The organism is Armatimonadota bacterium (assembly GCA_017993055.1).
Lineage (GTDB): Bacteria > Armatimonadota > UBA5829 > DTJY01 > DTJY01 > JAGONM01.
Genome location: JAGONM010000003.1, coordinates 57,510 through 71,128 on the forward strand (window position 1 = coordinate 57,510; position 13,619 = coordinate 71,128).

General features: G+C 61.0%; 14 protein-coding genes. 7 read left to right on the forward strand and 7 right to left on the reverse strand.

What is annotated here, in order from left to right:
- Position 1 precedes the first annotated feature (1 nt).
- From KBC96_01960 to KBC96_01990, 7 genes are all read right to left on the reverse strand, one after another.
- The gene (locus KBC96_01960) at positions 2 to 1,513 is read right to left on the reverse strand and encodes an NADH-quinone oxidoreductase subunit M (protein ID MBP6963148.1); all 1,512 of its coding nucleotides are present in this window, start codon (positions 1,511 to 1,513) and stop codon (positions 2 to 4) included.
- Between the two features lie 52 nt (positions 1,514 to 1,565).
- A complete protein-coding gene (gene nuoL / locus KBC96_01965; GenBank protein ID MBP6963149.1) occupies positions 1,566 to 3,551 on the reverse strand; it encodes an NADH-quinone oxidoreductase subunit L in 1,986 nt (661 codons plus the stop codon).
- 3 nt (positions 3,552 to 3,554) lie between these two features.
- Positions 3,555 to 3,860: an NADH-quinone oxidoreductase subunit NuoK gene (gene nuoK, locus KBC96_01970; GenBank protein ID MBP6963150.1), complete on the reverse strand. Its 306-nt coding sequence runs from the start codon at positions 3,858 to 3,860 to the stop codon at positions 3,555 to 3,557.
- Entirely contained in the window at positions 3,850 to 4,365 is a 516-nt protein-coding gene (locus KBC96_01975; GenBank protein ID MBP6963151.1) for an NADH-quinone oxidoreductase subunit J, read from the reverse strand. Before KBC96_01975 ends, nuoK begins: the two co-directional genes overlap by 11 nt.
- Positions 4,366 to 4,875: an NADH-quinone oxidoreductase subunit I gene (locus KBC96_01980; protein MBP6963152.1), complete on the reverse strand. Its 510-nt coding sequence runs from the start codon at positions 4,873 to 4,875 to the stop codon at positions 4,366 to 4,368.
- Positions 4,876 to 4,956: 81 nt separating this feature from the next.
- Positions 4,957 to 6,006, reverse strand: coding sequence for an NADH-quinone oxidoreductase subunit NuoH (gene nuoH, locus KBC96_01985; GenBank protein ID MBP6963153.1), 1,050 nt, complete (start codon positions 6,004 to 6,006; stop codon positions 4,957 to 4,959).
- 2 nt (positions 6,007 to 6,008) lie between these two features.
- Positions 6,009 to 7,244 carry a tyrosine--tRNA ligase gene (locus KBC96_01990; protein MBP6963154.1) on the reverse strand — a complete coding sequence of 412 codons (1,236 nt, stop codon included), beginning with the start codon at positions 7,242 to 7,244 and terminating at the stop codon, positions 6,009 to 6,011.
- A 173-nt stretch (positions 7,245 to 7,417) separates the two neighbouring features.
- On the opposite strand from KBC96_01990, the gene KBC96_01995 reads away from it, so the two are divergent.
- The 7 genes from KBC96_01995 to KBC96_02025 all read left to right on the forward strand — a co-directional run bounded on the left by KBC96_01995 (position 7,418) and on the right by KBC96_02025 (position 13,619).
- Positions 7,418 to 8,056, forward strand: a complete 639-nt coding sequence (locus tag KBC96_01995) for an endonuclease III (protein ID MBP6963155.1) — start codon at positions 7,418 to 7,420, stop codon at positions 8,054 to 8,056.
- Positions 8,057 to 8,458: a PaaI family thioesterase gene (locus KBC96_02000; GenBank protein ID MBP6963156.1), complete on the forward strand. Its 402-nt coding sequence runs from the start codon at positions 8,057 to 8,059 to the stop codon at positions 8,456 to 8,458. It abuts the gene before it with no gap.
- Positions 8,448 to 8,699, forward strand: a complete 252-nt coding sequence (locus tag KBC96_02005; protein MBP6963157.1) for a DUF2007 domain-containing protein — start codon at positions 8,448 to 8,450, stop codon at positions 8,697 to 8,699. The genes KBC96_02000 and KBC96_02005 overlap by 11 nt, the downstream gene beginning before the upstream one ends.
- Before the next feature lie 37 nt (positions 8,700 to 8,736).
- The gene (locus KBC96_02010; GenBank protein MBP6963158.1) at positions 8,737 to 9,579 is read left to right on the forward strand and encodes a sulfide/dihydroorotate dehydrogenase-like FAD/NAD-binding protein; all 843 of its coding nucleotides are present in this window, start codon (positions 8,737 to 8,739) and stop codon (positions 9,577 to 9,579) included.
- On the forward strand, positions 9,579 to 11,003 hold the full coding sequence (gltA, locus tag KBC96_02015) for an NADPH-dependent glutamate synthase (protein ID MBP6963159.1): 1,425 nt from the start codon (positions 9,579 to 9,581) through the stop codon (positions 11,001 to 11,003). Before KBC96_02010 ends, gltA begins: the two co-directional genes overlap by 1 nt.
- A 19-nt stretch (positions 11,004 to 11,022) precedes the next feature.
- A complete protein-coding gene (locus KBC96_02020; protein ID MBP6963160.1) occupies positions 11,023 to 12,114 on the forward strand; it encodes an aldose 1-epimerase family protein in 1,092 nt (363 codons plus the stop codon).
- A gap of 62 nt (positions 12,115 to 12,176) precedes the next feature.
- On the forward strand, positions 12,177 to 13,619 hold the full coding sequence (locus KBC96_02025) for a menaquinone biosynthesis decarboxylase (protein MBP6963161.1): 1,443 nt from the start codon (positions 12,177 to 12,179) through the stop codon (positions 13,617 to 13,619).

Here is a 13,619-nt window from a genome sequence, read left to right on the forward strand (position 1 = left end):
GTCAGCCTCCGACCATGCGCGAAACGAGTTGGACTATCTCGATCACCGAGCCGTTGAACACTCCGACGAGCAGCGATGGCATGATGCCGACGAGGATAGTCAACGCGACCAGAGGGGCGAGACTGATCACCTCCCGAGCGTCGGCGTCAGGCACGTCAGCCCACTTCGGGTTGAGCGGGCCGAGCAGCACGCGCTGGAGCATCCAGAGCAGGTACGCCGCGTTCACGATTATCCCGATGACTCCGAGCGCTGCGATCACCGTGTAGATCGGAATCGCGCCCCGGAAGATGAAGAACTCCGACACGAAGCCCGCCAGTCCCGGCAGCCCGAGCGACGCGAACGCCATGAACGAGAGCAGCCCGGCATAGACAGGGATTCTCGCTCCGAGTCCGCCGAACTGATCGAGATCGCGGTTGTGCGTCCGCTCGTAGATCACGCCGACGAGAAGGAACAAAGCACCCGTGATCAGACCGTGGCTAAACATCTGGAGCATCGCGCCGTTCAGGGCGATCGCCTTGTCATTCGGGCTGCCGACGATCGCTGCCGCCGCCGCGATGCCGAGCATCACGTAGCCCATGTGGTTGACGGAAGAGTACGCGATCAGCTTCTTCATGTCCTTCTGCGCCATCGCGACAAGGGCGCCGTAGATGATGCTGATGAGCGCGAGAATCGCGATCCATATCGAGAAGTGTCGGGCCGGCTCGGGGAGCATCGGCAGGGCGATGCGGAGGAATCCGTACCCGCCGAGCTTCAGCAGGATGCCTGCCAGGATGACGCTGCCGGCGGTCGGTGCCTCGACGTGCGCGTCGGGAAGCCAGGTGTGGAACGGCCACGATGGAACCTTGATGGCGAACGCCAGAAAAAACGCGATAAACGCCAGCGATCCAAGCATCGGCTTGCCCGCGAATGGCATCTGCGTGATCGCCTCAGGAATGCTGAATGTGTGCGGGCTCGTGAAGAGATATACGCCGACGATCGCCAGCAGCATCGCCACGCTTCCGACCAGGGTGTACAGGAAGAACTTGATCGCCGCGTACTCCCTCCTCGGTCCGCCCCAAACGCCGATCAGGAAGTACATCGGCACCAGGCTGACCTCCCAGAAGATGTAGAACAGGAAGAAGTCCAGCGCGACGAAGACTCCGAGCATCCCGGTCTCGAGCGCCAGGAAGAGCGCGAAGTACTCCTTCGTCCGCTCGTTGATGATCCACGAGTAGATGATCGAGAGCGTCGTGAGCAGGGCCGTCAGAAAGATAAACGGCACGCTGATGCCGTCGACGCCGAGGAAGTAGTGAACGTCGAGCGACTCGATCCACTGCAGTCTCTGGACGAACTGCATGCCGGGCAGAGCGGGATCGTACCGCATCCACAGGAGGACAGACAGCGCGAGCGACGGCAGGCTGAAGACCAGCGCCGTCCACTTGATTGCCGATGCCTTAGTCCGAGGGACGAAGAGGATCGCGATCGCGCCAGCTAGTGGTATGAAGGTTATCAGTGTCAGAATCCACTCGTTCATGAGTCATCAATCCTCGGATCAGTTTTCAGTCATTAGCCGTCATTCGAACGGTCTATCTGTAGAGATACAGGAACACCACCAATATGCCGAAGAGCCCTACTATGGACACCATCACGTATCCCTGCGCCACGCCGGTCTGACCGTACCGTAGTACTCGGCCGCTCAGTTTGGTCGCTCCGCCGATCACGTTCACCAGGCCGTCTACGATGTACTTGTCAATCCAGGCATGGGCGATCGAGACGCCGAGCGTCAGGTATCCGATGCCGTTGACCAGACCATCGACGATCCTCTGGTCGAACAGAGCGAGCATTCTCGTCACCCGGAAAAGCGGTACTACCAGGATCGCCCAGTAGATCTCATCAAAGTAGTACTTGTTCGCCAGCAGGGTGTGCGCCCAGCCGAGCCTCTGCCGGAATACGCCGGATGGGACCACCTTCTTCACGAACACCAGCCATCCCAGCAAGATGCCAGCGAACGCCGATCCGGTCGCCATCGCCATGACCGGCAAGTTGATGCTCTCTGCCTCGGCCTCACCGAAATGGATGAAGTGATGGAAGAGGTTATTCCACGGCGCCCCGATCCATCCGGCGGCTATCGAAAGGAACGCCAGCACGATCAGCGGCACAGTCATCACGTGCGGGCTCTCGTGGGCATGGACCTCGTGACTACGCGGCTCGCCCCAGAAGGTCAGGGCCATCAACCGCGTCATGTAGAATGCGGTCAAAAACGCGGCGGTAAGTCCGGCGGCGAAAAGCCATGTGTTTGTATGAAATGCCCCGAGCAGGATCTCGTCCTTGCTGAAGAATCCCGCGAATCCGGGAATGCCCGCGAGCGCGCAGGTGGCGACTAGGAAGGTCCAGTACGTTTTCGGCATCTTCTTCGCCAAACCGCCCATCTCGCGCATGTCCTGCGTGCCGGTGCCGTGTATCACGCTGCCCGATCCGAGGAAGAGGTTCGCCTTGAAGAACGCGTGGGTCATCAGGTGGAAGAGGCCCGCCGTGTAGCCGATCGGTCCGAGGCCGAGAGCCATCATCATGTATCCGAGCTGGCTGATCGTCGAATAGGCGAGCACGCGCTTGATGTCGTTGATGACCGTCGCAATCGTCGCCGCCATCAGCGCCGTGATCGCTCCTATGATCGCAACGACCATCAGCGAGATCGAAGGCTCCTGGTATGCGAACACCGGATACGTCCGCCCTACGAGGTAGACGCCCGCCGCAACCATCGTCGCCGCGTGGATCAGCGCGCTGACCGGTGTCGGGCCCTCCATCGCGTCGGGAAGCCAGACGTGGAGTGGGAACTGGGCGGACTTGCCCACCGCGCCGGCAAAGAGCAGCAGTCCGGCAAGTGGCAGGATCGGGATCGAGAGCGTGCCGATAGACAGCGTCGCGTTCAGAATGTTCGGTATCTGCGCGAACACCTCGTGAAAATTGATGCTCCCGGTCCGACTGTAGAGCAGAATGATCCCCAGGAAGAGACCGACATCGCCCACTCGGGTGACGATGAACGCCTTCTTCGCCGCGCGCATGGCGGCCGGTCGCTCGAACCAGAATCCGATTAGCAGATACGATGTCAGGCCGACGAGTTCCCAGCAGACGAAGAACAGCAGCAGGTTGTCTGCGATCACCAGGCCGAGCATCGCCGCGCTGAAGAGCGACAGGTACGCGAAGAAGCGGGGATATCGCTCGTCGCCGTGCATGTAGCCGATCGAGTATATCTGCACCAGCATCGCCACGAGGGAGACCACGACTAGCATCATGGCGGTGAGCTGATCGACCATGAAGCCCATGCGCACCGGCAGGTCCCCGAGCGTGACCCAGAGCGCGCTCCGTTCGAACGGCTCGAACTCATGGCCGCCGAACGCGTGCGTGACCGTCCACCAGCCGACAAGCTTCGACAGGACGAACGAGGCCGCGATCGCCCCGATGGCGATGTAGGCGCCTCTCCCCGGGCCCCGCCTGCCGGTGAGCAGGATCAGCCCGAATGCCGCGAGCGGCAGGATCGGTATGAGCCAGGTCAGGTTAGCGATGCTTTCCATGGCCTACCACTTCATCGTGTTGACCTCGTCCACGTTGATATGGGACGAGTTTCGGTAGATCGAGATGACGATCGCGAGGCCGACGGCGGCTTCTGCGGCGGCGACCGTGATGACGAAGATCGTGAACACGTGTCCGGTCAGTACCTGCGGCTGGAGGAACCGCCCGAACGCCACCAGGTTGATGTTAGACGCGTTGAGCATCAGTTCGACGCCCATCAGGATGCTGATCGCGTTCCTTCTGCTCAGGACGCCGTAGAGCCCGATACAGAACAGGACCGCGCTCAGGCCGAGATACCACTCAAGCGGGATCATCGGGCTTGTCCTCCTTCGCCAGGACTATCGCCCCGACGATTGCCACCAGCAGCACGATGGATGCGAGCTCGAACGGCAGCAGGTATCTCGTCAGAAGCTCGACGCCGATGGTCGCGGTAGTCGGCGCCTTGCCTGGCATATTCCCCACGCCCCACGGGTGAAGCACGACCAGCCTGACGAGCACGATAAGCACCCAGGCCGAGACCGCCGCCGCCCATATCCAGTTCCCAAGCGTCTGCCTCAGATCGGTCGTCATCACCCGGTGAGTCAGCATCAGCGCAAACATCATCAGGATGACGATAGCTCCGACATAGATCAGCACCTGCGCGACCGCGATGAAGTCGGCGGCCAGGAATAGGTATATCCCCGCGATACCGAGGAATGCGAGCGCCAGGAACAGCAGCGAGTGAAAGATGTTGCGCAGGGTCACGACCGCGAGCGCCGAGCCGATGACGATCAGCGCCATTACGCCGAAACCGACTTGTTCGATGATCGGGGGCATCTATTCGCCCTCCTTCGCCGCTGCGACCGGTTCTTCATCGGGCGTTTCGGGGAACGAACCGCCGAGTTCGTTCAGCCTCTTACGGTCGTAGACTGTCTCCTCGCGCGAGAATGTGGCCAGTTCGTAGCCGTCGCTCATGACGATGGCCTGAGTCGGGCAGGCCTCGACACACAGTTGGCAGAACATGCACTGGCCGATCTTCGCGGTCCATCCGTCAACGACGCGCTTCTTGTCTTCGCCCTGATGCGTCGGGACGTCAATCACCTGGGTCGGGCAGACCTTCACACACGCTTGGCAGCCGATGCACTTGTCCTCCCCCGTCTTCGGGTCAACCGGCAGGGTGATCAGGCCGCGGTAGCCCTGGGGAAGATCCCACTTGACCTCGGGATACTGAAGCGTAACCTTCCGCCGGAAGAGGTTGATGAACGTGACGATATGGCCGGCCACGATGCTGTAGATCGTGTACCAGGCCTCACCAACGTATTCAACCAGCTTCTTTCTCTTGCTCATACTCGTACTCTTAGTCGTAATCGTACTCGGCTCTCCGCTCGTACCTGGGAGTACGATTGGGATTCGGGTACGAGTACGGAACTACGAAAGCAGGACAACCGCGCCGGTCCAGACTATGTTCAGCAGCGCGATCGGGATGAGTACTTTCCATCCGAAGCTCATCATCTGATCAACCCGGACTCTGGGCAGGGTTGATCGAATCCACATCAGAACAAAGACGAGAATCACGGCCTTCGCGAAGAACCACACTATCGGCGGGATGAATCCCAGCGCCGGATGAATCGGCAGCCATCCGCCGAGGAACAGCGTCGTCCCGATGGCCGCTATCGTGAAGGTACTGGCGAACTCGGCCAGGAAGAAGAACGCGAACTTCATGCCGCTGTATTCGGCGTTGAACCCTGCGACTAACTCCGATTCCGCTTCCATGATATCGAATGGCACGAGGTTCGCTTCGGCTAGTGATGCTGTCATGTACACCGCGAATCCCACGATCTGTGTCACCAGGAACCACTTCGGGAAGATGCCGAAGAACGTGCCCGACTGCGCGCCGATGATCCCCTGCATGCTCAGCGTTCCCGCGAGCATCACCGGCGGCACCATCGCCAACACTAGAGGAACCTCGTAACTCACAGCCTGTGCCGCCGCACGATAGGCTCCAAGTAGCGACCACTTGTTGTTCGACGCCCATCCGGCCATGATAATCCCGAGGATAGGGATCGTCGTCACCGCCGCAATGTAGAGGATGCCGATGTTCAAGTCCTGTGCGATCCATCCGCCGCCCTTGCCGAACGGGATCACGATGTATACCATATAGGCCGGGACGAAGACCACTATCGGCGCGATTACGAAGACCCACTTGTCCACGTTCGCCGGTATGATATCCTGCTTGGTGAGCAGTTTGAGGGCGTCGGCGATCGTCTGCGCGAGGCCATAGGGCCCGACGCGGTTCGGGCCGATACGAGACTGTATCCATCCCATGATCTTCCGAAGGCCGTAGATGAGGTACAGAACGGTGAATAGGATGAAGGCGAGAATGACGAGAGACGCGACGAACATCACAGCCAATGGCACGAGGCTCTGCGGTATGTGAAGCCGTGCAAAGACGCTCTCGATGATGCTTGTCAGGGTCATGCTCAACCCCCAACTCCCAACTTTCCAAACTTCAGCTTGCCGACCTTCAGAATACGGCCGTCCCGGACCTCGATCTCCGCGGCCGGATCGCCGATCTTCTCGCCGTCGAGAGTCACCGCGCCCTGCTGGACGAGTCGCCTCGCCTCGCTGTTCGTCGGCGCGAACCCTGCGACGATCAGCAGCTTGACGATCCAAACCTTGCCGTCCTTGATAGCGTCCTGCGGCACTTCGATCTCCGGGATGTCCGTCGGGACCTCCCGCTCGCTGAAGACGCGCTCGAACTCCGCCTGCGCCTGGGATGCCGCATCCGAGTCGTGGTAGATCGTCACGATCTCCCTGCCAAGCCGCTTCTTCACGTCCATCGGATGGAGCGTCCCCGCCCTGAGTCCCTCTTCGATCGCCTTGATCTCCTCCATCGGCACGTCCGTCACCAGCGTGAAGTACTCGATCATCACCGAGTCCGGGATGGACATGAGCTTCCCGAACATCTCGTTCGGCTCTTCGGTCACGCCCACGTAGTTCCCGAGCGACTTGCTCATCTTCTGCACGCCGTCGAGGCCGGGAAGGATCGGCATGAATATCGCAACCTGCGGCTCCTGGCCGAACTCGCGCTGAAGATCGCGCCCCTGCAGGATGTTGAACTTCTGATCGAGGCCGCCGAGTTCTACGTCTGACTCGAGTGCTACCGAGTCGTATGCCTGCGCGACTGGATAGAGCAGCTCGTGCACGCCGACCGGCCGTCCGTCCGCGAGCCGCGTCTCGAAGTCGTCGCGCTCGAGCATCCGGGCCACCGTAACCTTTGAGCTTATCCCGATGATGTCGGCGAATGAGAGCGGGCCGAGCCACTCGCTGTTGAACCGGACGCTGGTCTTCTCCGGGGCGAGGATCATGCAATACTGGTCGGCGTAGGTCTTCGCGTTGACGGCGATCTCCTCCGCCGTCAGGACCGGACGAGTCGCCGAGCGGCCTGAGGGGTCTCCGATCAGTGCGGTGAAGTCGCCTATCAGGACTGTTACTTCATGACCGAGGTCCTGGAACTGCCGCAGCTTGCGGAGCACGACCGTATGCCCGATGTGTATGTCCGGTGCGGTCGGATCGAGCCCGAGCTTGAGCCTTAGAGGCTTGCCGGTCTTCTGAGACTTCTGCAGCTTGGCCTTGAGTTCATCCTCGGGCACTATTTCCAGAGTCCCGCGCTTGATGATCTCGATCTGCTGTTCGATTGAGAGTTGAGAAGCCACTTGTGACACGCCTCTGAAAACCTAGGGTTGGAGTCGGCAAACCGGGAAGAATGGTATCACACGCCCTGTTCTGTGTCAACGTTCTCGGATTCCGTTGCGGGTTGCCCCCGCGTATGATATAATCGGGCCATCGGGGTCTGCGAGGTATGGACCGGATCGCACGGATATGCGCCTTGCTCGAAGTAGAGTACGGGCGGCCTGATGCCAAACCGAGGTATGGGCCGCTCGATGAGTTTGTGCTGACCATTCTGTCGCAGAACACGTCGGCCGCGAACTACACGCGGGCTTTCAATGCCTTGCGCAAGCGTTTCCCCGACTGGGATGCTGTCAGGACTGCCGACGTCTCCGCGATCGAGGAAGCTATCCGCCCCGGCGGCCTGGCGAAGATCAAGGCGCCGCGAATACGTCAGGCGCTGAACGATATACTGGAGCGCACCGGCGGCCTGAGTCTGGACTTCCTTGCAGAAATGCCCGATCAGGAGGCGCGGGATTTCCTGATGCAGTTCGACGGCGTGGGCATCAAGACCGCCTCATGCGTGCTGATGTTCTCGCTTGGGCGCCCCGTACTTCCCGTGGACACGCATGTCCACCGGCTGGCGAAGCGGCTCGGCCTGATCGGTGCGGGTGTCTCCGCCGAGGCAGCGCATCACGTCCTGCAGGCGGTGGTCTCGGGCGAACTGGTCTACTCGTTTCACGTGAACCTCGTGACCCACGGTCGGCGAGTCTGCAAGGCTCAGAACCCGGACTGTAATCCGTGCGTGCTGCTGGAGCTTTGCGGTTTCGGCCAGTCGCGACTCGCTGGAGGAGGATAGATGGAGCTTGCCGACGATCGGATGTGCTTTGTCTGCGGGCAGAGGAACCCCGTCGGCCTGAAGCTGACCTTTGAGTTCGACGGCGATCGATACGTCACCAGTTTCACTCCGAAGCCGGAGCATCAAGGTTATAGTGGCGTTACTCATGGTGGAATCATCAGCACCGTGCTCGACGAGGTCATGGCGCGCCTGCTCTGTGCAAAGGGGTATCAGGCCCCCACGGCGGAGTTGACGGTGCGTTTGAAGCGGCCGGCTCGGACCGGGCAGGAGTTGACGTTCGTTGGATGGATCGTTGGCCAGAGGGGCCGCGTGATTGACTGCGCCGCTGAGGCGCGTGACGCTTCCGGCGAACTCGTCGCCGAGGCTACTGCGCGAATGATGAAGGTGCGACATGAGCGATAGAGACCTGGAATCTCGGGAAGGTTTCGAGGCCGTATACGATGCGAAGAACGAGGTCTCCGCGAACATAGTGAAATCCGCCTTGGAGGATCAGGGCGTTCCAGCGGTCGTACGCCCGCTACATACGTCGTGGTTCGATGGCATGATGGTTCCGGCGGAGGGTCTGTGGGGCCAGGTTCTCGTTCCGGCAACCGATACCGAGCGGGCCGAGGCGATCCTCGCGGAGTATGGAGAAGTGGAGTAAGGGCGGTACGCCACCCACTATCGGGAGGGCATTTCGGGTGTTCAGGATCGTCAACAAGCAGAAGCTCGGAGAAGTCACAACTCTCCTGGAGATCGAAGCCCCCTTGATCGCGGCTAAGGCGCAGGCGGGGCAGTTTCTCATCCTGCGGACACATGACAAGAGCGAGCGAATCCCGCTCACGCTCTCGGACTGGAATGCCTCGCGAGGGACGGTCACTGTCATATTCCAGCATATGGGCAGGTCAACGAACGAGCTGGCGATCCTCGATGTTGGGGATTACATCCGTGACGTTGTCGGCCCGCTCGGCACGCCGTCGCATATCGAGAACTTCGGGACCGTCGTCTGCGTCGGCGGCGGTATCGGAGTCGCGGAGTTGAGGCCGATCGCCCGTGCGCTCAAGCAGGCAGGAAACACCGTCATCTCGATCATCGGTGCCCGGTGCAGGGAACTAGTCATCCTGGAGGACGACATGCGGGCATCGAGCGACGAACTTCACGTCACGACGGATGACGGCTCGTACGGCCGAAAGGGATACGTGAGCGAAATCCTCACGGAGATCATCGCGGGCGGTCGAGAGATCAACCTCGTGTATGCTATCGGTCCGGTCCCGATGATGAAGGTTGTCGCGGCGATGACGAAGCCCGCCGGTCTTAAGACCGTTGTCAGTCTGGACAGCATCATGGTGGACGGCACGGGGATGTGCGGCGCGTGCAGGGTTACCGTAGGCGGTCGGACGAGGTTCACCTGCGTGGACGGGCCGGACTTCGACGCGCATGAGGTGGACTGGGACGAACTCGTCGCCCGAAAGAGGATGTATCTCGACGAGGAAAAGAGAGCCGTCGAGAGTCACGAGCATCACGCGGGAGGTTGTTGTCACTGATGCCGAAACAGATCGCCTCGCGTGAGGATATGCCGCGTCAGTCGCCGGAGGAGCGAGCGCGGAACTTTGATGAGGTTGCGCTCGGATACGATGAAGATCAGGCGATCAGGGAGTCGAAACGATGCCTCCAGTGCAAGAACAGGCCCTGCGTCGCTGGGTGCCCCGTCGGTATTGACATTCCCGGGGTCATACGACTTGTCTCGGAGGGCAAGTTCGCCGAGGCCGCAGTGCTGCTGAAGAGAACGAATGCGCTCCCCGCGATCTGCGGCCGAGTCTGCCCGCAGGAGGAGCAGTGCGAAGAGGTGTGTCTGCTCGGGAAGCTGGGTGAACCCGTTGCTATCGGCCGGATCGAGCGTTTCGTCGCGGATTGGGAGGCATCGCATCAGGAGCAGATGGGCCTCTGTGAGGTTTCGCTGGAGCCGCCGCCCGACCTCCACCTGGCGAGAGTGGCCGTCATCGGTGCGGGGCCGGCGGGGCTGACAGCCGCCGGTGAACTCGCGTGTCTCGGTTACGATGTTACGCTCTTCGAAGCCCTGCACGAGCCTGGTGGCGTCCTGACGTACGGCATCCCGAACTTCCGGCTTCCCCGTGACATACTGCGGCGTGAGGTCGAGTACGTGGAGTCCCTGGGTGTCGAACTGAAGACCAACGTCGTCATCGGCAGGACGCTGACAGTGCAGGACCTCTTCGATATGGGCTACGGCGCGATCTTCATCGGCACGGGCGCGGGTCTTCCGCAGTTCCTGAACATCCCGGGCGAGAACCTGAACGGCGTCTACTCCGCTAACGAGTTTCTGACGCGTGTGAACCTCATGCAGGCCCGGAGCTTCCCCGAGTATGTGACTCCCGTCAAGATCGGGAAGAAGGTCGCTGTCTTCGGTGCGGGCAATGTGGCCATGGATGCCGCCCGCTGTTCGCTCAGGCTCGGCGCTGACAGGGTTTCCGTCGTCTACCGACGGTCTCGAGCCGAGATGCCTGCACGAGAGGAGGAGATCGAGAACGCGAAGGAAGAGGGGGTGGCCTTCGAACTGCTCACCGCGCCGGTAAGGTTTTTAGGCGACGAGCAGGGTTGGCTTCGCGCCGTCGAGTGCATTCGGATAGAGTTGGGCGAGCCGGACGACACGGGGCGCAGAAGGCCCGTTCCAGTCGAAGGCTCGGAGTTTACCATCGAGGTGGACACGGCCATCATCGCCATCGGGCAGAGCCCAAATCCGATGGTTCGACATAGCACTCCTGATCTCCGGACTACGAAATGGGGCGGAATCGTGACCGATGAGGAGACCGGCGCGACCTCCATCCCCGGGGTCTACGCCGGCGGGGACGCGGTCACCGGCGCGGCGACGGTAATCACGGCGATGGGTGCCGGCAAGAAGGCCGCCCACGCGATAGACAAGTACATCCGTTCAATCGGCCATCAGCACTAACCACAAGGAGGCGGACACTATGCCCAGGCTTTTCGGAAAGTCCTATACGAGGGATGAGTTGCTCAAGAGAGTGGGGGACTTGTCTCAGATCGGTGGGGTCCGCGTTCACGAGCGTGCGGACGGTTTCGAGCGCGGCGTCCGAACCGCCGACTTCCGCACCGGCACCGGCCTGAACTTCTCGGTACTTATCGACAGGGGTCTCGATATCTCCTCTGCCGAGTTCTGCGGGCAGTCGCTTGCTTGGCGATCATCTACCTCTGATGTTGCTCCCCAGTACTTTGAGGAGCCGGGACTCCGCTGGCTGCGGAGTTTCTACGGCGGCCTGGTAGTGACTTGCGGGCTTACATACGCCGGCGCTCCGACGGTTGACCAGGGCAGGGAACTCGGCCTCCACGGGCGTATATCGAACACGCCGGCGACCAACGTCTATGCCGATGGCGAGTGGCAGGGCGACGATTACGTCATGTGGGTCAGGGGCAGGATGCGCGAAACAGTCGTCTTTGGCGAGAATATCGAACTGGATCGCAAGATCACGGCCAGACTCGGCGAGTCGAAGATCTGGATTCACGACAAGGTGACGAACATGGGCTACCAGGAGATGGAGCACATGATCCTCTATCACATCAACCTCGGCTTCCCGGTGATTGACGAGGGCAGCCGGCTGATCGGCCCGATCAAAGACTCCCAGCCGCGCGATGCCGAGGCCGAGATAGACAGGGAGAAGTACGCCGAGTTCCCCGCGCCGACCGTCGGCTTCAAGGAGAAGTGCTACTACCTCGACATGATCCCTGATGCGAAGGGGGATGTGTCGGCGGGTATCGTCAATCCCGGCTTCAACGGCGGGCAGGGCTTCGGGGTCTACGTGAAGTATCCGAAGAGGGAACTCCCCGAGTTCACCGAGTGGAAGATGAACGATGCGGGTACATACGTCGTCGGCATGGAGCCCGCCAACTGCCGCGTCGAGGGCCGAGCGAAAGAGAGAGCGCGTGGCGCCCTCCAGTTCCTCAAACCGGGCGAGATTCGCGAGTACCACCTCGAGATCGGACTTCTGAACTCGCCAGACGATATCAGGGAGTTTGAGGCGCGGGCGAGAGCGGCTCTTGGCGTTTGACACCGATCCGGGCGCGGTGCTAGACTGACTCACGCATCCCCGCTGAGGACTGGCACCGCGTCATGGCATACAAGGACCTGCACGACTTCATAGCCCACCTGGACAAGGCCGGACAGCTCAAGCGCATCGGCAGCGAGCTTAGTCCGGTTCTCGAGATTCCCGAAGTCGCCGACCGAGTGATGAGAGACGGCGGGCCGGCGCTCCTCTTCGAGCATCCCACGGGATACGACATCCCGCTGCTCATCAACTCCATGGGATCCACGGGGCGTATGGCGATGGCTCTCGGAGTCGAGTCGGTCGAGCAGATCGCTCGCGAGATCGAGGACCTGTTGCGCCTCGATGTTCCCGATACACTTATGGGCAAGATCGCGATGCTCCCGAAGTACGGCAAGCTCGCGGGATACATGCCGAAGACGGTCAAGTCCGCCAGGTGCCAGGAGATCGTCAAGACGGACGATGCCTCTCTGGACGAACTCCCGATCCTCCACTGCTGGCCGGGGGATGGAGGCCGCTTCGTCACCCTCCCGATGGTCTTCACCAGGGACCCGCACACCCGCGTGCGAAACGTCGGCATGTATCGGATGCACGTCTACGATGAGAAGACCACCGGCATGCACTGGCATCCCCACAAGGTCGGCGCCCGGCACTATGCGGAGTACGAGCGGCTCGGGCGGCGCATGGAAGTTGCGGTTGGGCTCGGCGGCGATCCGGCGATCATCTACGCGGCGACAGCGCCTCTCCCCGAGGATTTCGACGAGATGATCTTCGCGGGATTCCTGCGGAAGTCGGCTGTCGAGATGGTCAGGTGCAAGACGATTGACATCGAGGTCCCCGCGGATGCGGAGATCGTCATCGAGGGCCATGTTGACCCGGGTGAGCGGCGGGTGGAAGGCCCGTTCGGCGACCACACCGGCTACTACTCGCTCGCCGACCAGTTCCCGGTCTTCCACGTCACCTGCATAACGCGCAGGAAGGATGCGATCTATCCGGCGACCATCGTTGGCAGGCCGCCCAAGGAAGATTGCTTCATGGCGAAGGCGACCGAACGCATCTTCCTTCCACTCCTTCGCTTGCAGCTTCCTGAGATCGTGGATATCAACCTCCCGATCGAAGGCGTGTTCCACAACCTCGCCGTCGTGAGTATTGCGAAGCGCTATCCCGGCCACGCACGGAAGGTCATGCACGCTCTCTGGGGCATGGGGCAGATGGCGTTCACAAAGATGATCATAGTCGTGGACGAGCGTGTGGACGTCCAGGATATGAGCGAGGTTCTCTGGCGGCTGGGCAACAATGTGAACCCGAAGCGGGACATAGAGTTCGTCCAGGGTCCGCTGGATATCCTCGATCACGCTTCGTCGGAACTCGGCTACGGAAACAAGATGGGATTCGACGCGACTAAGAAGCTCCCAAGCGAGGGACATTCCCGTGAATGGCCCGATGAGATCGTGATGAGCCCTGACGTTGTCAGGAAGATTGATTCCGTCTGGGATGAGTTGGGCCTCTAG